General features: G+C 70.6%; 19 protein-coding genes. 12 read left to right on the top strand and 7 right to left on the bottom strand.

What is annotated here, in order from left to right; all coding sequences use genetic code 11:
- The first annotated feature begins 15 nt into the window (after positions 1-15).
- On the top strand, positions 16-1,641 hold the full coding sequence (locus tag EOINJALH_RS07350; RefSeq protein ID WP_088279697.1) for a peptide chain release factor 3: 1,626 nt from the start codon (positions 16-18) through the stop codon (positions 1,639-1,641).
- A 45-nt stretch (positions 1,642-1,686) separates the two neighbouring features.
- Here the strand turns inward: EOINJALH_RS07350 and EOINJALH_RS07345 are convergent, their stop codons facing one another.
- Positions 1,687-2,955, bottom strand: a complete 1,269-nt coding sequence (locus tag EOINJALH_RS07345; protein ID WP_088279696.1) for a pectin acetylesterase-family hydrolase — start codon at positions 2,953-2,955, stop codon at positions 1,687-1,689.
- A 131-nt stretch (positions 2,956-3,086) separates the two neighbouring features.
- Here EOINJALH_RS07345 and ubiA point away from each other — a divergent pair, with 131 nt between their 5' ends.
- The gene (ubiA, locus tag EOINJALH_RS07340; RefSeq protein WP_088279695.1) at positions 3,087-3,995 is read left to right on the top strand and encodes a 4-hydroxybenzoate octaprenyltransferase; all 909 of its coding nucleotides are present in this window, start codon (positions 3,087-3,089) and stop codon (positions 3,993-3,995) included.
- Between the two features lie 16 nt (positions 3,996-4,011).
- Here ubiA and proC read toward each other — a convergent pair whose 3' ends face one another.
- The gene (gene proC / locus EOINJALH_RS07335) at positions 4,012-4,833 is read right to left on the bottom strand and encodes a pyrroline-5-carboxylate reductase (protein ID WP_088279694.1); all 822 of its coding nucleotides are present in this window, start codon (positions 4,831-4,833) and stop codon (positions 4,012-4,014) included.
- Positions 4,834-5,042: 209 nt separating this feature from the next.
- Between proC and EOINJALH_RS07330 the strand changes: the two genes are divergently transcribed.
- Together EOINJALH_RS07330 and EOINJALH_RS07325 are read left to right on the top strand one after the other, a co-directional pair.
- Positions 5,043-6,311: a Glu/Leu/Phe/Val dehydrogenase gene (locus EOINJALH_RS07330; RefSeq protein ID WP_088279693.1), complete on the top strand. Its 1,269-nt coding sequence runs from the start codon at positions 5,043-5,045 to the stop codon at positions 6,309-6,311.
- Between the two features lie 35 nt (positions 6,312-6,346).
- Positions 6,347-6,832, top strand: coding sequence for an Lrp/AsnC ligand binding domain-containing protein (locus tag EOINJALH_RS07325; protein ID WP_088279692.1), 486 nt, complete (start codon positions 6,347-6,349; stop codon positions 6,830-6,832).
- Here the strand turns inward: EOINJALH_RS07325 and EOINJALH_RS07320 are convergent.
- Positions 6,829-7,515 (bottom strand): YggS family pyridoxal phosphate-dependent enzyme, encoded by a 687-nt coding sequence (locus EOINJALH_RS07320; protein ID WP_088279691.1) that lies wholly within the window; start codon positions 7,513-7,515, stop codon positions 6,829-6,831. The genes EOINJALH_RS07325 and EOINJALH_RS07320 overlap by 4 nt on opposite strands.
- 30 nt (positions 7,516-7,545) lie before the next feature.
- On the opposite strand from EOINJALH_RS07320, the gene EOINJALH_RS07315 reads away from it, so the two are divergent.
- From EOINJALH_RS07315 to EOINJALH_RS07295, 5 genes are all read left to right on the top strand, one after another.
- A complete protein-coding gene (locus EOINJALH_RS07315) occupies positions 7,546-8,589 on the top strand; it encodes a type IV pilus twitching motility protein PilT (RefSeq protein ID WP_088279690.1) in 1,044 nt (347 codons plus the stop codon).
- A gap of 20 nt (positions 8,590-8,609) precedes the next feature.
- The gene (locus EOINJALH_RS07310) at positions 8,610-9,224 is read left to right on the top strand and encodes a cyclic nucleotide-binding domain-containing protein (RefSeq protein ID WP_144289903.1); all 615 of its coding nucleotides are present in this window, start codon (positions 8,610-8,612) and stop codon (positions 9,222-9,224) included.
- A gap of 19 nt (positions 9,225-9,243) precedes the next feature.
- The gene (locus tag EOINJALH_RS07305; protein ID WP_088279688.1) at positions 9,244-10,380 is read left to right on the top strand and encodes a PilT/PilU family type 4a pilus ATPase; all 1,137 of its coding nucleotides are present in this window, start codon (positions 9,244-9,246) and stop codon (positions 10,378-10,380) included.
- A 236-nt stretch (positions 10,381-10,616) separates the two neighbouring features.
- On the top strand, positions 10,617-12,203 hold the full coding sequence (locus EOINJALH_RS31610) for a methyl-accepting chemotaxis protein (protein WP_234413704.1): 1,587 nt from the start codon (positions 10,617-10,619) through the stop codon (positions 12,201-12,203).
- A 104-nt stretch (positions 12,204-12,307) separates the two neighbouring features.
- Positions 12,308-13,204 (top strand): NAD(P)-dependent oxidoreductase, encoded by an 897-nt coding sequence (locus EOINJALH_RS07295; RefSeq protein WP_088279687.1) that lies wholly within the window; start codon positions 12,308-12,310, stop codon positions 13,202-13,204.
- 178 nt (positions 13,205-13,382) lie between these two features.
- Here EOINJALH_RS07295 and EOINJALH_RS07290 read toward each other — a convergent pair whose 3' ends face one another.
- The 3 genes from EOINJALH_RS07290 to EOINJALH_RS07280 all read right to left on the bottom strand — a co-directional run bounded on the left by EOINJALH_RS07290 (position 13,383) and on the right by EOINJALH_RS07280 (position 15,068).
- A complete protein-coding gene (locus EOINJALH_RS07290; protein WP_088279686.1) occupies positions 13,383-14,018 on the bottom strand; it encodes a BON domain-containing protein in 636 nt (211 codons plus the stop codon).
- Entirely contained in the window at positions 14,015-14,611 is a 597-nt protein-coding gene (locus EOINJALH_RS07285; RefSeq protein ID WP_088279685.1) for an SIS domain-containing protein, read from the bottom strand. The genes EOINJALH_RS07290 and EOINJALH_RS07285 overlap by 4 nt, the downstream gene beginning before the upstream one ends.
- Before the next feature lie 73 nt (positions 14,612-14,684).
- Positions 14,685-15,068, bottom strand: coding sequence for a YraN family protein (locus tag EOINJALH_RS07280; RefSeq protein ID WP_088279684.1), 384 nt, complete (start codon positions 15,066-15,068; stop codon positions 14,685-14,687).
- Between the two features lie 73 nt (positions 15,069-15,141).
- On the opposite strand from EOINJALH_RS07280, the gene rsmI reads away from it, so the two are divergent.
- Positions 15,142-15,993 (top strand): 16S rRNA (cytidine(1402)-2'-O)-methyltransferase, encoded by an 852-nt coding sequence (gene rsmI, locus EOINJALH_RS07275; protein WP_088279709.1) that lies wholly within the window; start codon positions 15,142-15,144, stop codon positions 15,991-15,993.
- A 3-nt stretch (positions 15,994-15,996) separates the two neighbouring features.
- Here the strand turns inward: rsmI and EOINJALH_RS07270 are convergent, their stop codons facing one another.
- The gene (locus EOINJALH_RS07270) at positions 15,997-16,356 is read right to left on the bottom strand and encodes a hypothetical protein (RefSeq protein ID WP_199873182.1); all 360 of its coding nucleotides are present in this window, start codon (positions 16,354-16,356) and stop codon (positions 15,997-15,999) included.
- Positions 16,357-16,513: 157 nt separating this feature from the next.
- Between EOINJALH_RS07270 and tldD the strand changes: the two genes are divergently transcribed.
- Together tldD and EOINJALH_RS07260 are read left to right on the top strand one after the other, a co-directional pair.
- Complete coding sequence (gene tldD, locus EOINJALH_RS07265) at positions 16,514-17,977, top strand: metalloprotease TldD (protein WP_088279683.1); 1,464 nt, start codon at positions 16,514-16,516, stop codon at positions 17,975-17,977.
- Between the two features lie 23 nt (positions 17,978-18,000).
- Positions 18,001-19,209 (top strand): threonine ammonia-lyase, encoded by a 1,209-nt coding sequence (locus EOINJALH_RS07260; protein ID WP_088279682.1) that lies wholly within the window; start codon positions 18,001-18,003, stop codon positions 19,207-19,209.
- Positions 19,210-19,437 lie beyond the last annotated feature (228 nt).

Genomic DNA, 19,437 nt, shown 5'->3' with positions numbered 1-19,437 from the left:
GCGCCGAACCCACCCATGTCCGACCTGACCCCGCACGTGCGCCGCCGCCGCACCTTCGCCATCATCAGCCACCCCGACGCGGGCAAGACCACGCTGACGGAAAAGCTGCTGCTGTTCTCGGGCGCGATCCAGATCGCCGGCTCGGTGAAGGCGCGCAAGGCCACCCGCCACGCCACCAGCGACTGGATGGAGATCGAGAAGCAGCGCGGCATCTCGGTGGCCAGCTCGGTGATGCAGATGGAATACCGCGACTGCGTCATCAACCTGCTCGACACCCCGGGCCACCAGGACTTCAGCGAAGACACCTACCGCGTGCTCACCGCGGTGGACGCCGCGCTGATGGTCATCGACGCGGCCAACGGCGTGGAGCCGCAGACGCGGCGCCTGCTGCAGGTGTGCCGCGCGCGCAACACGCCCATCCTCACCTTCGTCAACAAGATGGACCGCGAGGTGCAGGAACCATTGAACCTGATGGACGAGATCGAGCGCGAGCTGGGCATGACGGTGGTGCCCTTCACCTGGCCGGTGGGCATGGGCAAGATCTTCGGCGGCGTGATGGACCTGCGCAAGAACCAGATGCGCGTGTTCAAGCCCGGTGAAGACCGCGCCGGCGGCGACGACGAGATCGTCGACGGCGTCGACAACCCCGAGCTCGGCACCCGCTTCGGCGCCGCCTTCACCCAGGCCGCCGGCGAGGTGGAACTGGTGCGCGACGCCGCGCCGGCCTTCGACGCCGCCGAATTTCTGGCCGGCCGGCAGACGCCGATGTTCTTCGGCTCGGCGGTGAACAACTTCGGCGTGCAGGAGGTGCTGGACGCGCTGGTCGACCTGGCGCCCTCGCCCGGCGAGCGCACGGCCATGCAGCGCACGGTGCAGCCCGACGAGCCCAAGTTCAGCGGCGTGGTCTTCAAGATCCAGGCCAACATGGACCCCGCGCACCGCGACCGCATCGCCTTCTTGCGCGTGGCCAGCGGCCACTTCGAGCGCGGCATGCGGCTGAAGGTGGTGCGCTCGGGCAAGGAGCTGCGGCCCAACACCGTGGTGTCGTTCCTGTCGCAGCGCCGTGAGCTGCTGGACGAGGCCTATGCCGGCGACATCATCGGCATCCCCAACCATGGCGTGCTGCAGCTGGGCGACACCCTCACCGAGGGCGAGAGCCTGCAGTTCACCGGGCTGCCGTTCTTCGCGCCCGAGATGTTCCGCATGGTCGAGGTGGCCGACCCGCTGAAGACCAAGCAGCTGAAGGCCGGCCTGACGCAGCTGGGCGAGGAGGGCGCGATCCAGGTCTTCCGCCCGGTGGCGGGTTCTGTATTGATGTTAGGCGCCGTGGGCCAGCTGCAGTTCGAGGTGGTGGCACACCGGCTGGAGCATGAGTACGGCTGCAAGGCCCGCATCAGCCCCTGCCGCTTCTCGATTGCCCGCTGGGTGACCTGCGACGAGGCCGACGGCGGCGAGAAGGAACTGGCCCGCTTCATCGACGGCAACAGCCACCGCATGGCCTACGACGCGGTGGATGCCCCAACGCTGCTGGTGGAGTACGCGCCCGAGCTGCGCGCCATCGAGAGCAACTGGCCGAAGATCAAGTTCCACGCGCTGCGCGAGCACGCGGGGCTGGTGTTCCAGAAGCGGCTGGAGGGGTGACCTGGATGTGAGGCGATGCCCAGGCACCGCCTCACATCGCTCAACTCACGGACACGGAATCGCCGCCAGGCACCCCGGGCAGGCCACGTTCTGCCAGGCGCTGGCGCGGCCCTTGCGCCGGTCGTCATCGTCGTCACCATCGTCGTCATCGCCCCCGCGGCGGTCGACCAGCCCGGCGAACCAGTCGCTGAAGGGCACGCCGGCCGAGGCCTCGGTGTAGAAGAGCGGGCTGCGCAGGATGGTGTGGTACTGGCCGGCCGCGACGTAGTGGCGGTAGTTGCGAAGCCCGCTGGCATATGACTGCAGGTTGCTCAGCATCTGGCCGTTCCAGTCGAGCGCCACGTTGGGGCAGGCGCCGCCCGGCGGGTAGAAGCGCTTCATCACGTCGTAGAAGCCGATCTGCACGCCGTCGAAGTTGGTGGTGAACTGCGCCACGCGGGCCTTCGGGTGGGCCTCGGCAGCGATGCGCAGGATGGTGCTGGAGGCGAACTTCGACGCGTCGTTGCCGAAGATCCATGGCGCCAGTTGCGAGTTCCACGAGCCGCGGCCCGGGGTGGACGCATCCCAGGCGGGCGTCATCACCGACTGCGCGGCATCGGCCAGCACCGCGAGCTTCGCCTTCGGGAAGGCCTTCTGCACCCAGGGGAAGTTGGTCGACGCGCCGTAGCCGCCGGCGCTGGAGCCGGTGACGAGGATCTGCTCCGGGTGCCCGAGGTTCTTCTTCATCCAGTCGAGCACGACCATGAAGTTGTCGAAGCCACCATGGCGGATGTCGAAGGTGCCGGGCAGCGGGAACACCGGGTGGCCGACGTTGGCGTAGGTGCGCGTGGCCGAGCCCGAATGCACGTCGCCCGAGCAGTAGGGGATGTAGACGAAGTCCCAGTCCTTGACCGGGTTGGCGGGGTTGGCGCTGTTGAAGATGCCGTCATAGCGCGACGGGTCGTCGGCCGGCGGGACGGCCGGCATGAAGAACTGCGGCACCGCGTCGGGCAGGCCGGCGCCGATGGGGAAGGTGCAGGTGAGGCTGTCCCAGCAGGCGCCACCGCCCTCGAAGTAGACGACCAGCTTCTTCGACTTGCCGTTGCGCGCCCAGAAGCGGAAGGCGTCGTTGGTGCCCGGGAAGCCCGAGCACGCGGCGGTATGCGGCTTGCCGTCGAGGCCGCGCACCGGCGGCAGGTTCTCGAGCTTCTGCCATCCCGCGGGGACCTCGGGCTTCTTGTCGGCCCAGGACGGCGCGGCGGCCATGGCCAGGGCCAATGCCGCCAGGCCGGCGCGTGCCGACGAACCCCAGACACTGCCGATCGTGCTGTTCATGCGTGCTCCTCCGGTGGTGGCGGGCCGGGCGGTCCGCGACCCACCAGGGTAGTGGTCGGCCGGGATCGGGGCAAGGGGCACGACCCCCGGATCACGGTCAGCAGGCACGAACCGAGGACCATAATTTCGGGATGAACCTGACCGCTGCGCCGCCGTCGCGCCTCGCGCTGTACCTGGACCTGATCCGCTGGGACCGACCAGCCGGCTGGCTGCTGCTGCTGTGGCCCACGCTGTCGGCGCTGTGGATCGCGGCCGACGGCTTTCCGGGCTGGCACCTGCTGGGCGTGTTCGTGGCGGGCACGATCCTGATGCGCAGCGCCGGGTGCTGCGCCAACGACGTGGCCGACCGCGAGTTCGACCGCCACGTCAAGCGCACGGCGCAGCGGCCGGTGACGAGCGGGCGCGTGGCGGTGCGCGAGGCGCTGGGCGTGGGCGCGGCGCTGGCGCTGGCGGCCTTTGTGTTGGTGCTGACGACCAACCCGCCGACGATCCTGCTGTCGTTCGCCGCGCTGGCCATCGCGCTGGTGTACCCCTACGCCAAGCGCGTGGTGGCGATGCCGCAGGCGGTGCTGGGCGTGGCCTTCAGCTTCGGCATCCCGATGGCCTTCTCGGCCACGCTGGGCGGGCGCGATTGGGGCCTTGCGGCCATCCCGGCGGCCGTGCCGCCGCACGCCTGGTGGCTGCTGCTGGGCAACCTGTGCTGGGTGCTGGCCTACGACACCGAGTACGCGATGGTCGACCGCGACGACGACCTGAGGATCGGCATCCGCACCTCGGCGCTCACCCTCGGCCGCTTCGACGTGGTGGGCGTGATGGCCTTCTACGCCGCCTACCTGGCGAGCTGGTCGCTGATGGGCCACGCACTGGGTCTGGGCGCCGTGTTCCAGGCCGGCATCGCGGTGGCCGCGGCGCAGGCGGCCTGGCACTGGACACTGATCCGCGGGCGCACGCGCGAGGGCTGCTTCAAGGCCTTCCGGCAGAACCACTGGCTGGGCTTCGCCGTCTTCGCCGGCGTGGCGGCAGACTTGGCGCTGCGCTGAAGCCCGACGGCGGGGCTCAGGCGCCGAACTCGTCGCCCAGTTCGCGAGCGCGGCGCTGCGCGGCCTGCACCGCGCGCACGATGGTGGCCTTCACCGAGTCGGCTTCCATCGACTGCAGCGCGGCATAGGTGGTGCCGCCCTTGGACGTGACGCGCTCGCGCAGCACCTCGGGCGGCTCGTCCGACTGCTGGGCCAGCGCCGTGGCGCCGTCGAAGGTGGCCAGCGCCAGGCGCTTGCCCTGCTCGGGCGTCAGGCCCATCGCGGTGGCGGCGGCCATCATGGCCTCGATGAAATAGAAGACATAGGCCGGGCCCGAACCCGACAGCGCGGTGACGGCGTCCAGGTCGGCCTCGGCCGCCACCCACAGCGTCTGCCCGGTGGGGGCCAGCACCTGCTCGACGCGGGCGCGCTCGTCGGCGGTGACGGCCGGCGTGGCGAACAGGCCGGCGATGCCGCGGCCGATCAGCGCCGGCGTGTTGGGCATGCTGCGCACCACCCGCGCGCTGCCGCTGGCGCGGGCGATGGCCTCGCTGCGGATGCCGGCCATCACCGACAGCTGCAGCGCGCCACCCACGTGCGCGGCGCAGGGCGCGGCGGCCACGGTGAAGAGCTGCGGCTTGACCGCCCACACCACCAGCGACGCGGTCGCCAGGCGCTCGTCGGCCGCCGCCATGGTGCGCACGCCGAAGCGGGATGCGAGGCGCTGCCGGGAGTCGTCGCCGGGCTCGACGACCAGGATGGTCTCGCCCGGCCGGCCGGTGCTGCGAAGGCCGCCGATGAGCGCGCTGGCCATGTTGCCGCCGCCGATGAATGCCAGGGTGTCGTGGGGGGTGCTCATCGGCGAAAGTGTACGGGCCGGCCGGCACGGCCCGTGACCGGGCGCGGCATGCTGCGCCGCGTCATACGCCGGTCGCCCCACCGCATGCAAACAACGCATACCCTTGCACAGGGCCGATCGGTGCACCTACATTGCGCCCCGGGCGGCCAAGAACGCACCCACGAGGTGCGCAGCGACCGCCGCCGAACCCCACAGGAGACACCACCACCATGAGCCTCTCGTACGTCACCCCCACCACCGACAGCCCCTGGGGCACCTTCCTGTCGCAGATCGACCGTGTGCTGCCCTACCTGGGCCGGCTCGAACGCTGGGCCGAGACGCTGCGACGCCCCAAGCGCACGCTGATCGTCGACGTGCCGATCGAACTGGACGACGGCACCATCGGCCACTTCGAGGGCTTCCGTGTGCAGCACTCGCTGACGCGTGGCCCGGGCAAGGGTGGCGTGCGCTACCACCCCGACGTGACGCTCGAGGAGGTGATGGCCCTGGCCGGCTGGATGAGCATCAAGAACGCCGCGGTCAACCTGCCCTACGGCGGCGCCAAGGGCGGCATCCGCGTCGATCCCAAGAAGCTGTCGATGAAGGAGCTGGAGAAGCTGACCCGCCGCTACACCAGCGAGATCGGCATCATCATCGGGCCGCAGCAGGACATCCCGGCGCCGGACGTCAACACCAACGCCCAGATCATGGCGTGGATGATGGACACCTACTCGATGAACGTCGGCGCCACGGCCACCGGCGTGGTCACCGGCAAGCCGATCAACCTGGGCGGCTCGCTCGGGCGCGTCAAGGCCACCGGCCGCGGCGTCTTCGTCACCGGGCGTGAGGCCGCGCGGCGGCTGAACCTGCCGATCGACGGCGCTCGCGTCGCGGTGCAGGGCTTCGGCAACGTGGGCGCGTCGGCCGCGGAGCTGTTCGGCCAGGCCGGCGCCAAGATCGTCGCCGCACAGGACCACACCGGCAGCATCTTCAACGACCATGGCTTCGACCTGTCGAAGCTGATCCCGCACGTCAAGGCCACCGGCGGCGTGGCCGGCTTCGCCGGCGCCGAGCGCATGGTCGACGAGGAGTTCTGGGACACGCGCTGCGACATCCTGATCCCGGCCGCGCTGGAAGGGCAGATCACCGCCGACCGCGCGCGGCGCCTGAAGGCCAGGATGGTGCTCGAGGGCGCCAACGGCCCGACCATGTCGTCGGCCGACGACATCATGTCCGAGCGCGGCATCCTGGTGGTGCCCGACGTGATCTGCAATGCCGGCGGCGTGACGGTGAGCTACTTCGAGTGGGTGCAGGACTTCTCGTCCTTCTTCTGGACCGAGGACGAGATCAACGTGCGGCTGGACAAGATCATGGTCGGCGCGCTGAAGAACATCTGGGACACGGCCGACCGCCACAAGATCACGCTGCGCACCGCCACCTTCGCGGTGGCCTGCGAGCGCATCCTCAGCGCCCGCGAGGAGCGCGGCCTGTACCCCTGACCGGGCACGTCGTTGCGGTGCACAATCGGCGGGGCATGATCCCCCTCGACACTGCCGCCGATCGCCCGTTGGACAAGATCGACCTGCGCATCCTGCGGGTGCTGCAGGCCGACGGGCGCATCAGCAACCTCAAGCTCGCCGAGGCGGTGCACCTGTCGCCCACCGCCGTGCTCGAGCGCGTGAAGCGCCTGACGCGCGAGGGCTACATCCTGGGCTACGAGGCGCGGCTGAACCCGGTGAAGCTGGGCGCCGGCCTGATGGTCTTCGTCGAGATCCTGCTCGACCGCACCGTGCACGACGTGATGGACACCTTCAAGGCGGCGGTGCAGGTGCGGCCCGAGATCCTGGAATGCCACCTGGTGGCCGGCGGCTTCGACTACCTGCTGAAGACCCGTGTGGCCGACATGGCGGCCTACCGCGAGTTCATCGGCAGCGTCATCTGGACGCTGCCCGGCGTGCGCGAGACCCGCACCTACGCGGTGATGGAAGAGGTCAAGAGCAGCACGCAGATCCCGCTTTAGCGGCTGCCGAAGATCGCGGTGCCCACACGCACCATCGTGGCGTCCTCGGCGATGGCGGCCTCGAGATCGGCGCTCATGCCCATGGACAAGGTGTCCAGCGCCAGGCCGCCGGCGTTCAGGCGCTCCAGCAGCTCGCGCAGCGCCCGGTGCGGCGCCCGCTGGGCGGCGGGGTCGGCCGCGGGTTCGGGGATGGCCATCAGGCCGCGCAGGCGCACCCGCGGCAGCGCGGCCACCGCGGCCGCCACGGCGGGCAGTTCGGCCGGGTCGAGCCCGCTCTTGCTCGGCTCGCCGCTGATGTTGACCTGCAGGCACAGTTGCAGCGGCGGCAGCTGCGGTGGCCGCTGCTCGGACAGGCGCTGGGCGATCTTGAGCCGGTCGACCGAGTGCACCCAGTCGAACACTTCGGCGACGATGCGCGTCTTGTTGCTCTGCAGCGGGCCGATCAGGTGCCACTCGATCTGCGCGCGCAGGTCGCCCAGGGCCTCGATCTTGCTGGTGGCCTCCTGCACGTAGTTCTCGCCGAAGGCCCGCTGGCCGCCGGCGAACGCCTCGCGCACCGCCTCGGCGGGGAAGGCCTTGCTCACCGCCAGCAACGTGACGGCCTGCACGGGCCGCCCCGCGCTGTCACATGCCGCAGCAATCCGGCTGCGCACTGCTTGTAAGTTGCCGATAACGCTCGTCATAATGGTTTGAGCCTACCCTAGGAATCCGTCGTGGACATCACGCAACTGCTCGCGTTCTCGGTCAAGAACAAGGCGTCCGACCTGCACCTGTCGGCCGGCCTGCCGCCGATGATCCGCGTGCACGGCGACGTGCGCCGCATCAATGTCGAGGCGCTGGACCACAAGCAGGTCCATGCGATGGTCTACGACATCATGAACGACTCGCAGCGCAAGCACTACGAGGACACGCTGGAGTGCGACTTCAGCTTCGAGATCCAGGGCCTGGCGCGCTTCCGCGTCAACGCCTTCAACCAGAACCGCGGCGCGGGCGCGGTGTTCCGCACCATCCCGAGCAAGATCCTCACGCTCGAGCAGCTGGGCGCGCCCAAGGTGTTCGGCGACCTGGCGCTCAAGCCGCGGGGCATGGTGCTGGTCACCGGCCCCACCGGCTCGGGCAAGAGCACCACGCTGGCGGCGATGGTCAACCACCTGAACGAAAGCGAGTTCGGCCACGTGCTGACGGTGGAAGACCCGATCGAGTTCGTGCACGAGAGCAAGAAGTGCCTGATCAACCAGCGCGAGGTGGGCCCGCACACCCTGAGCTTCGCCAACGCGCTGCGCTCGGCGCTGCGCGAAGACCCGGACGCCATCCTGGTGGGCGAGATGCGCGATCTGGAAACCATCCGTCTGGCGCTGACGGCGGCGGAAACGGGCCACCTGGTGTTCGGCACCTTGCACACCAGCAGCGCGGCCAAGACGGTGGACCGGGTGGTCGACGTGTTCCCGGCGGCCGAGAAGGAGATGGTGCGGGCGATGCTGTCCGAATCGCTGATCGCCGTGATCTCGCAGACGCTGTGCAAGCTGAAGGATGGCTCGGGCCGCGCCGCGGCACACGAGATCATGATCGGCACCTCGGCCATCCGCAACCTGATCCGCGAGAACAAGATCGCGCAGATGTACTCGTCCATCCAGACCGGCCAGAGCCTGGGCATGCAGACACTCGACCAGAACCTGGCCGACCTGGTGCGCCGCAATGTCGTCTCGCCGGCCGAGGCGCGCGCCAAGGCCAAGTTCCCCGAGAACTTCCCCGGCTGACCTGCCCCGGACACGCACCCGTGAAGACGCTGCTAGGCCGCCTGCGGAACCGCTCCGCCGCCCCCGATTCCGGGTTGGCCACGACACTCCAACCGCCCATCGAGCCGCCGCCGGCCGTGGCTTGGGCCCAGCGCATGCGCGAGGTCGGGGCCAGGCCCTTCGATTCGAAGGAGGCGGCGCGCCGCCTCGTCAACCTGTGGCGCGTCGACCCCGGTTTCTCCGCGCTGGACGACGCCGCGCTGCAGCGCCTGGCCGCGCAGTTGGAGGCCGCCGTGGTGGACGAGGGCGCCGACCTGGTGCGCCAGGACGAGACCAGCACGCACCTGCTGGTGCTGCTGGAGGGCCGGGTGGCCATCGAGCAGGTGTCGCCGCGCGGCAAGCGCACCCCGCTGGCCGAGGCCCGCGGCGGCGACCTGCTCGGCGAGCCGGGCTCGCTCGACGCCGGTCCGCGCACGGCCATGTGCCGCACGCTGGTGCCCAGCATCGTGGCGGCCATCGAGCTGACCGCGCTGCAGCGGCTGGTGGTCGACGACGCGCCGCTGGCGGCGGCGCTGTACGCCGCGATCGCGCGGCGGCTGTCCCTGCGGCTGCGCCAGACCGGCGCGCGCCTCGGCGCGCTGCTGTCACCGATCTGATCCCTGCAAAGGCACGCTCATGGAACGCGACCAGGCCTCGAAATTCGTCAACGACCTGCTGCGCCTGATGGTCTCGCGCAATGGCTCCGACCTGTTCCTGACCGCCGACTTTCCACCCGCCATCAAGGTGGACGGCAAGATCACCAAGGTCTCGCCCCAGCCCTTGACGCCGCAGCACACGCTGGCGCTGGCGCGCTCGGTGATGAACGACAAGCAGGCCGCCGAGTTCGAGCGCACGAAGGAATGCAACTTCGCCATCGCGCCGCAGGGCATCGGCCGCTTCCGCGTCAACGCCTTCGTGCAGATGGGCTCCATCGGCCTGGTGATGCGCACCATCCCGCAGACCCTGCCCACGATCGACAGCCTGGGCCTGCCGGCGATCATGAAGGACATCTGCATGACCAAGCGCGGCCTGGTCATCATGGTGGGCGCCACCGGCTCGGGCAAGAGCACCACGCTGGCGGCGCTGGTCGACCACCGCAACGAGAACTCCTACGGCCACATCATCACGATCGAAGACCCGGTGGAGTTCGTGCACGCGCACAAGAACTGCATCATCACGCAGCGCGAGGTGGGCATCGACACCGACGGCTGGGAGCAGGCGCTGAAGAACACCCTGCGCCAGGCGCCCGACGTCATCCTGATGGGCGAGATCCGCGACCGCGAGACCATGGAGCACGCGGTGGCCTTCGCCGAGACCGGCCACCTGTGCATGGCCACGCTGCACGCCAACAGCTCCAACCAGGCGCTCGACCGGGTGATCAACTTCTTCCCCGAGGAGCGCCGCGCCCAGTTGCTGATGGACCTGTCGCTGAACCTGAAGGGCATCGTCTCGCAGCGCCTGCTGCCGCGCGAGGAAGGCAAGGGCCGGGTCGCCGCGGTCGAGATCATGCTGAACACGCCGCTGGTGTCCGACATGATCTTCAAGGGCGAGGTGAACGAGCTGAAAGAGCTGATGAAGCGCTCGCGCGAGTCCGGCATGCAGACCTTCGACCAGGCGCTGTTCGACCTCTACGAGGCCAACCTCGTCACCTACGAAGACGCGCTGCGCAACGCCGATTCGGTGAACGACCTGCGGCTGAACATCAAGCTGCACAGCCACCGCGCGCGCAACCGCGACCTGTCGGCAGGCACAGAGCACCTGACGATCGTCTGAGGGCGCGGCGGGCAGCGCCGCCCCCTCTCCGTCCGAACCCGGGGCCGATCGCCGGCGCCCGGGCCGCCGCGCGTGGCGCATGACCCGACCGCGCCGAAAACAGGCGGCTGAGCTGCCGCTGTTCGGCCCATTGCCGAGTTCACCCGGGCCGTAATCTGCCGGCATGCCGCTGTCGTCGGCCTGCGACCCGTGGCGGCCAGTTCCCGTCCTGGGCACTGAACTTCGAGGACGGAACCATGCTGGGCATTGGCAACTGGTGGAACGCGATCGGCCTGCAACGCAGGCTGCAAATCCTGCTGCAGGGGGCCGCACTCGTCGTGCTGCTGGCGGCGCAGTTCTGGCTGACCCACGAGTTCGAGCAGCGCGCTTTGGCCGCTGCCATGCACCGCACCACCGAGGTGGCCGATGGCGCGATCAATGGCCTGAACACGCTGATGGACGTCACGATCGACGGCAAGGACGTGATCAGCGACACCGTGGCGCGGGCCCTGTTCATCCGCCAGATCGGTGTGTCCGACGGGCTGAAAGAGCTGCGCATCGTGCGCGCCAAGGGCACCGACGACGAGTACGGCCCCGGCCTGCCGGAAGAACGCCCGCGCGACGAGATGGACCGCCGCGTGCTGGCCAGCGGAAAGGTCGAGTTCGCGCGCAGCCACGAGGGCGACACGGCGCTGATGCGCGCGGTGATCCCCTTCATCGGCATGAAGGAGTTCCGCACCAGCAAGTGCCTGGGCTGCCATGCCGTCGACGAGGGCGCCGTGCTCGGTGCGGCCAGCGTGACGGTCGACATCAGCGAGGACCTGGCCTCCATCGCCGCCTTCAACCGCTGGCTGTGGGTGGGCCAGGCGGTGGTGCAGGTGCTGCTGTTCGGTGTCATCGGGCTGGCGGTGAAGCGCTCGTTCCGCCAGCTGGGCGCGGAACCCGGCGTGGCCGCCGACCTGGCCCGCAGCGTGGCCGCCGGCGACCTGGGCACACGGGTCGCGCTGCAGCCCAACGACCGCGACAGCCTAATGGCGCAGCTCGACACCATGCAGAAGAGCCTGGCGCAGGTCGTCGGCGGGGTGCGCGAGCGCGCCGAGGGCGTGGCCAAGGCCAGTGCGCAGATCGCCCGCGGCAACGGCGACCTGTCGGCGCGCACCGACCGCCAGGCCGCCACGCTGGAGCAGACCGCCGCGGCGATGCAGACGCTCGGCCAGCAGGTGCGCCAGAACGCCGGCAGCGCGGAACAAGCCAACGACCTGGCCCGCGGCGCCAGCCAGGTGGCGCTGCAGGGCGGGCAGATCGTCGGCGACGTGGTGCAGACGATGAAGGGCATCAACGAGGCCTCGCACCGCATCGCCGACATCATCGGCGTCATCGACGGCATCGCCTTCCAGACCAACATCCTCGCCCTGAATGCCGCGGTGGAGGCGGCACGCGCCGGCGAGCACGGCCGCGGCTTCGCGGTCGTGGCCGCCGAGGTGCGCAGCCTGGCCGGGCGCTCGGCGGACGCGGCCAAGGAGATCAAGCAGCTCATCGGCCGCAGCGTCGAGCGCGTCGAACAAGGCACCGTGCTGGTCGACCGGGCCGGCGACACCATCCGCGAGATGGTCGCCAGCATCCAGCGCGTGGCCGACCTCATCGGCCAGATCAGCCAGGCCAGCGCAGGCCAGAGCCAGGGCGTGGAGCAGGTGGGCCAGGCCATCGCCGAGATGGACCAGGTGACGCAGAGCAACGCGACGATGGTGCAGGAAATGGCCGGCGCCGCCGACGCGCTGCGGCTGCAGGCGCAGGAACTGGTGCACACGGTGTCGGTGTTCAAGCTGGCCACCCAGGCCGGCTGAGCGTCCGTCGCCGGCACATCCCCGGCGCCGCGGGCGGTGGGCCGGCCGAAGCGGCCCGCCGCGGGTCGCTGTCAGGGCACCGGCATTCATGGCAGCATTCGGCCATGAACACACCCCGCACCTACGATCCGATCCGAGCGCGCCGCGTGGCCTTCCTGGGCCTGGGCGTGATGGGCCACCCGATGGCCGGACACCTGGCCCGCGCCGGCCACGCCGTCACCGTCTACAACCGCACGGCGGCCAAGGCCGCCGCCTGGGCCGCCGAGCACGGCGGCCAGAGCGCCCCCACTCCGCGCGAGGCGGCCGCGGGTGCAGAGTTCGTGTTCGCCTGCGTCGGCAACGACGACGACCTGCGCTCGGTGGTGCTGGGCCCAGACGGCGCCTTCGCCGGCATGGCGCCGGGGGCAGTGTTCGTCGACCACACCACCGCGTCGGCCGAGGTGGCGCGCGAGCTGCAGGCCGAGGCCCTGGCGCGCGGCCTGCAGTTCATCGACGCACCGGTGTCGGGCGGACAGGCCGGCGCCGTCAACGGTCTGCTCACCGTGATGTGCGGCGGCGAGGCCGCCCCGTTCGACGCGATGAAGCCCGTGGCCATGGCCTTTTCGAAGGCGGTGACGCTCGTCGGCGGCAGCGGGGCCGGCCAGTTGGCCAAGATGGTCAACCAGGTGTGCATCGCCGGTCTGGTGCAGGGCCTGTCGGAGGCCATCGCCTTCGGTCAGAAGGCCGGGCTGGACATGAAGCAGGTGCTCGAGGTCATCGGCAAGGGCGCCGCCCAGAGCTGGCAGATGGACAACCGCGGCGGCACGATGGTCGACGACAAGTTCGACTTCGGCTTCGCGGTCGACTGGATGCGCAAGGACCTCGGCCTGGTGCTCGACGAGGCCCGCCGCAACGGCGCCAAGCTGCCAGTGACTGCCCTGGTGGACCAGTTCTACGCCGACGTGCAGGCCATGGGCGGCCGCCGCTGGGACACCTCCAGCCTGATCCGTCGGTTGCGCTGAGCCTGGACACAAGATAGCAGCTGCGTGCTGTCTTGTGCCTGGCGAAGGCTCTCGGCGCTTGCAAGCGCCGAAGCAAGGGCCTGGACACGATCAAGACAGCACCCACGTGCCGTCTCATGTCTGGCGAAGGCTCTCGGTGCCCGCCAGCGCCGAAGCAAGGCCCCGAGGGGCCCCGCGTTCAGGGCTTCGCGGGCGCGGGCTGCAGCTTGGCCAGTTCGGCCTCGGTGATCACGTCGAACACCTTCACCACCTTGGCCACGCCACCCACGGTGCGCGCCACCTCGGTGGCGCGGTTGGCCTCGCGCTCGGTGACGCGGCCCATCAGGTGCACCACGCCGCGCTCGGTGACCACCTTGAACACGGTGGCCTGCAGGTCGTTGGCGTCGATGAACGCGGCCTTGACCCGGCCGGTGGTGACCAGGTCGCCCGACCGCGACGTGATCGAGCTGGCTTCCATCACCGCCACCTCGTTGACGAGCGAGCGCACGTTCTCGATCTGGCGCACGGCCTGCTCGACCGCGGCCCGGTCGGCGTCGGTGGCCGCCTCGCCGGTGATCAGCGCCACGCGGTTGTAGCTGGTGATGTTGTAGTGGCCGCGACCGCCGGTGACCTCGCGCACCCGGTTGATCGCCTTCAGCTCGATGCCCTGGTCCTCCAGCTGGGTGCCGGAGGTGCGGCGGTCCACCACCACCAGCCCGCCCATCACCGCACCGCCCACCACCAGGGGGGCGCAGGCCGACAGCGCCTGCAGCGCCACGAGGGCAGCGGCCACGCAGGCCAGGCGGCGGGGGGGGCAGGGGAGTCGAAGCATCATGGGGTTTCCGTTTCGCCGAGAAGTTGGAGGTCGATCGCGTCGCACAGGCAGTGCAGCGCGAGCAGTTGGGTTTCGAGCACGCGGGCGCGGCGCTCGTGCGGCACGGAGATCACCACGTCGGTCTCGCCGAGCGCCTCGCGCAGCATGCCGCCGCTGCGGCCGGTGAGCGCGATGACGGTCATGTCCTTGCCCTGTGCGGCCTGGGCCACGGCGTGCAGCCCGACGCGGTCGCCATCGGGGTCGATGAGCAGCAGCAGGTCGCCGGGCTGGCCGAGGATCTCGACCTGGCGCGCCAACACCGCATCGAGGTCGCCCGACGAGGCCAGCGCCGCCAGCGAGGCGCCGTCGGTGCCCAGGGCCAGTGCGGCCAGGCCGGGACGGTCGCGTTCGAAGCGTCCGAGCAGCTGGCTGGACAGCACCTGCGCCAGGCCGGCCGCCGGCCCGAACCCGACCACGTAGAGCCGCCCGCCGGCGGTGAGCGCCGACACCACGGCCTGCGCCGCCTCGGCAATCGGGCGCGCCAGCAGGTCGGCGGCCTGGTACTGCAGGTCGGCGCTTTCGAAGAAGTGCTGCTGGATGCGCTGCGCAAGCATGTGGGCGGATGATATCGATTCGATGTGGCCGATTCGTTCAGAGGCGCGCGCGGTGTGTCAGCGACTGTGAGGCTCAAGCTTCGAAGGCGCCGCGCAACCAGTCCAACGCGTCGCCGTCGACGGCGACGACATCGAAGCGGCAGGGCGGCAACGTGGCAAAGCGCATCAGGTAGTGGGTCGCGGCGCGCACCAGGCGGCGCTGCTTGGCGAGGTCGACCGTGGCCGCCGCACCGCCATGGGCAGCCCCGCGGCGAGCGCGCACTTCGCAGAACACCAGCGTGCCGTCGCGGTCGCGCAGGATCAGGTCGATCTCGGCGCCACGCTGGCGCGGCCCGCCGGCCAGCCGATAATTGCGGCATTCCAGCCTCAGGCCCTGGCGCTGCAGATGGGCCAGCGCGCGGTCCTCGGCCGCATCGCCCACCGCCTTGGTGCTCTTCACGCCACCGGCCCCGAACATCGACACGTCATCACTCCTGAAGGCCGCGGCCGATGCCGCCGGTGGGCAGCACTATCCCACCGGTGCGCTGTACATGGTGGCCACGCCGATCGGCAACCTGGCCGACCTGACGCTTCGCGCCATGCACGTGCTGTGGCTGGTGGACGCGGTGGCCTGCGAGGACACCCGCGTCACCGGCGGACTGTTGCGCCACCTGGGCCTGGACAAGCCGCTGCTGGCGCTGCACGCGCACAACGAGCAGTCGGCCGCGCAGGCGGTGCTGGTGCGGCTGGCCGCCGGCCAGCGCGTGGCCTATGCCAGCGACGCCGGCACGCCGGCCATCTCCGACCCTGGCGCGGCGCTGGTGGCCCAGGCGGCCGCGGCCGGCCACCGCGTGCTGCCGGTGCCGGGCGCCAGCAGCGCGGTGGCCGCGCTCAGCGTGGCCGGCGACGCGGCGGCCGAGGGCTTCAGCTTCGCCGGCTTCCTGCCGTCCAAGGGCCAGGAACGGCGCACCGCGCTGGACGCGCTGCTGGCGCGCACCGGCAGCCAGGTGCTGTTCGAGGCGCCGCACCGCATCGAGGCGCTGGTGTCGGCCCTGGCCGAGGCCGCGCCGACGCGCCGACTGACACTGTGCCGCGAACTGACCAAGCAGTTCGAGACCGTGGCCACGATGGCCGCGGCCGACGCGCCGGCCTGGCTGGCGGCGGACGCGAACCGCCAGCGCGGCGAGTTCGTGCTGGTGCTTCATGCGCAGGCCCGCGCCGCACCGTCGGCCGACGCGCTGCCGCCCGAGGCCGAGCGCACCCTGGCGCTGCTGCTGGCCGAACTGCCGCTGAAGCAGGCCGTGGCGCTGGCCTGCGGCATCACCGGCACGCCACGCAATGCGCTGTACGAGCGGGCCCTGGCGCTGCGCGACGGCGGCAACGGCCACGGCGGCGGGGCCTGACGCTCACGGCTTGGCGGCCGGCGGCACCGCCTGGGCGTCGTGCTTCTGGTGGTGGATGTGGCGGCTGGCCCGGTCCTGCTTGGCGTGCAGGTGACGGCGCTCGGCGGGCGTCACCACGCCGTCGGCCTTGGCATGGGCCTCGGCACGGCGCACGCTGTGCTGTTCGTGCTTCAGGCGGCGGGTTTCGCGCGGGGTGAGTTCGCCCGAGGCGGCGCCCTGGGCGATGCGGCCCTCCTGGCGGGCCTGGCGTTCGTCGACCTTCGGCGTGGCGGGCGCGTTCTGCGCCTGGGCCGACATCGACACCGACAGCGACAACACGGCAACGGCCAGTGTGGCGAGCAGGGATTTGGCGGGGGTGGTCATGGCATGTCCTGGGGTTCGAAGGGGGTGGAGGATCGGGGGTTGCGAAAAGCCCCTGTCCAACGCGCACCCACGCCACGGCGCCGACCGCCGGATCGTAAATGAAGGTGAAGCTCGCGCCCGTCCCGCACGGGCCGGCGCGCAAACCTAGAATTGCCCGATGATCTCGCGCGAACCCACCCTCGAACGCCTCGCCACCGCCAAGCAGTTGCTGCTCGACCCGTTCGGGCTGGACGAGGCGGGCCTTGCCTCGGCCCTGTCGACGATCGGCGAGCACCGCATCGACGACGCCGACCTGTACTTCCAGCTCACCCGCCACGAGGGCTGGAGCCTGGAGGAGGGCATCGTCAAGAGCGGCAGCTTCAGCATCGACCAGGGCGTGGGCGTGCGCGCGGTGGCCGGCGAGAAGACCGCGTTCGCCTACTCCGACGACATCTCGATGGAATCGCTGCTCGACGCCGCGCGCACCGTGCGCAGCATCGCCGCCGCCGGCCAGAGCAAGCGCGTGCGCGTCGGCCCCGCGGTGCAGGTCGCGCCCAGCCGGCGCCTGTATGGCGCCACCGACCCGATCGCCACGCTGGACAGCGTGCAGAAGGTGGCGCTGCTCGAGCGCATCGAGCAGATGGCCCGGGCCCGCGACCCGCGCATCGTGCAGGTGATGGCCGGCCTGGCCGCCGAGTACGACGTGGTGATGGTGGCCCGCGCCGACGGCACCCGCGCCGCCGACGTGCGGCCGCTGGTGCGCCTGTCGATCACCGTGATCGCCGAATCCAACGGCCGGCGCGAAGTGGGCTCGGGCGGCGGCGGCGGCCGCTTCGGCCTGGGCTACTTCCAGGACGCGCAGTTGTCGGAATATGTCGACCAGGCCGTCAACGCCGCGCTCACCAACCTCGAATCGCGCCCGGTGCCTGCCGGCGAAATGACCGTGGTGCTCGGCCCGGGCTGGCCCGGCGTGCTGCTGCACGAGGCGGTGGGCCACGGGCTGGAGGGCGACTTCAACCGCAAGGGCTCGTCGGCCTTCGCCGGGCGCATCGGCCAGCGCGTGGCGGCCAAGGGTGTCACCGTGCTCGACGACGGCACCATCCCCGACCGGCGCGGCTCGCTCAACGTCGACGACGAAGGCCATGCCTCGCAGCGCAACGTGCTCATCGAAGACGGCATCCTGCGCGGCTACATCCAGGATTCGATGAACGCCCGGCTGATGGGCGTGCCGCCCACCGGCAACGGCCGCCGCGAAAGCTATGCGCACGTGCCGATGCCGCGCATGACCAACACCTACATGCTGGCTGGCGACTGCACCCGCGAAGAGATCGTCGGCAGCATCAAGCGCGGCCTGTACGCCACCAACTTCGGCGGTGGCCAGGTCGACATCACCAGCGGCAAGTTCGTCTTCTCGGCCAGCGAGGCCTTCTGGGTCGAGAACGGCCGCATCCTCTACCCCGTGAAGGGCGCGACCATCATCGGCAGCGGCCCCGAGGCCCTGACCCGCGTGAAGATGATCGGCAACGACCTGAAGCTCGATTCCGGCGTCGGCGTCTGCGGCAAGGAAGGCCAGAGCGTGCCGGTGGGCGTGGGCCAGCCAACGCTGCGCATCGACGGACTCACCGTCGGCGGCACGGCCTGATCCCCGGGCCGGCCGTGACGGAGTTGCCCGCGGTCACGCTGGCCGACATCGAGGCCGCCGCCGGGCGACTGGCCGGGCAGGTGCTGGACACGCCCTGCGTCGAATCGAAGACGCTGTCGCAACTGATCGGTGCGCGCATCTTCCTGAAGTTCGAGAACCTGCAGTTCACCGCCTCGTTCAAGGAGCGCGGCGCGCTCAACAAGCTGCTGGCGCTGGTGGACTCGGGCCAGGCCGCCGCGGGCGTCATCGCCGCCTCGGCCGGCAACCACGCCCAGGGCGTGGCGCACCACGCGCAGCGGCTGGGGCTGCGCGCCGTCATCGTGATGCCACTGCACACGCCCACCGTGAAGGTGGAGCGCACGCGCGGCTTCGGCGCCGAGGTGGTGCTGCACGGCGACAGCTTCGACGACGCGCGCGAGCACGCGCTGGCGCTGGCCGCTCAGCAGGGCCTGGCCTTCGTGCACCCGTTCGACGACCCGCTGGTGATCGCCGGCCAGGGCACCATCGGCCTGGAGATGCTGCGCGCGCAGCCGACGCTCGACCAGCTGGTGGTGGCCGTGGGCGGCGGCGGCCTGCTGTCGGGCATCGCCACCGCGGTGCGGGCACTGAAGCCCTCGGTCGAGCTGATCGGTGTGCAGACGGTGCAGTTCCCGGCGATGGTGAATGCCGTCAAGGGCACGCACCACCCGCAGGGCAGCAGCACGATCGCCGAGGGCATCGCCGTCGGCAAGCCGGGGCTGATCACGCGGCGGATCATCGCCGAGCTGGTCGACGACCTGGTGCTGGTCGACGAGGGCGACATCGAACAGGCCATCGTGATGCTGCTCGAGATCGAGAAGACGCTGGTCGAGGGCGCCGGCGCTGCCGGCCTGGCCGCGCTGCTGAAGGACCCGGCGCGCTTTGCCGGGCGCAACGTCGGCCTGGTGCTGTGCGGCGGCAACATCGACCCGATGCTGCTGTCGTCGATCATCGGTCGCGGCATGGTGCGGGCCGGCCGGCTGGCGCGCATCCGCGTCGGCGCGCGCGACAACCCCGGCGTGCTCACGCGCATCACGGCGGTCGTCGCGCAGGCCGGCGCCAACATCGACGAGGTGCACCACCAGCGCGCCTTCTCGGCGCTGCCGGTGCAGAACGTCGAGGTCGAGCTGGTGCTGCAGACGCGCAACCTGGCGCATGTGCGCGAGGTGGTCGCGCAACTCAACCTGGCGGGGTTCGACGCCCAGGCGTACTGACCGTCGCCCAAGGCCCCTCGCGGATCGCCTTCCAGCCGTCAGGCGCACGTCAACAGCCCTGTGCTACATTCCCGCCCCATGCGTGCAGCGCCGTTCTTCTTTGGGTACTTTTGGTTCTCGCCCCCCACCGGCGGCTGGAGAAGCATTCGCACCTGAGCGACGCGCACACCAGACCAAACCGCCGGAACCCCCGGCGGTTTTTTTTCGCCCGCATCCCACGCCACCCCA

Source organism: Ideonella sp. A 288 (assembly GCF_002198735.1).
Lineage (GTDB): Bacteria > Pseudomonadota > Gammaproteobacteria > Burkholderiales > Burkholderiaceae_C > Pseudaquabacterium.
Note: the sequence above shows the minus strand (reverse complement) of the source record. Positions and strands in the feature narration are given on the sequence as shown.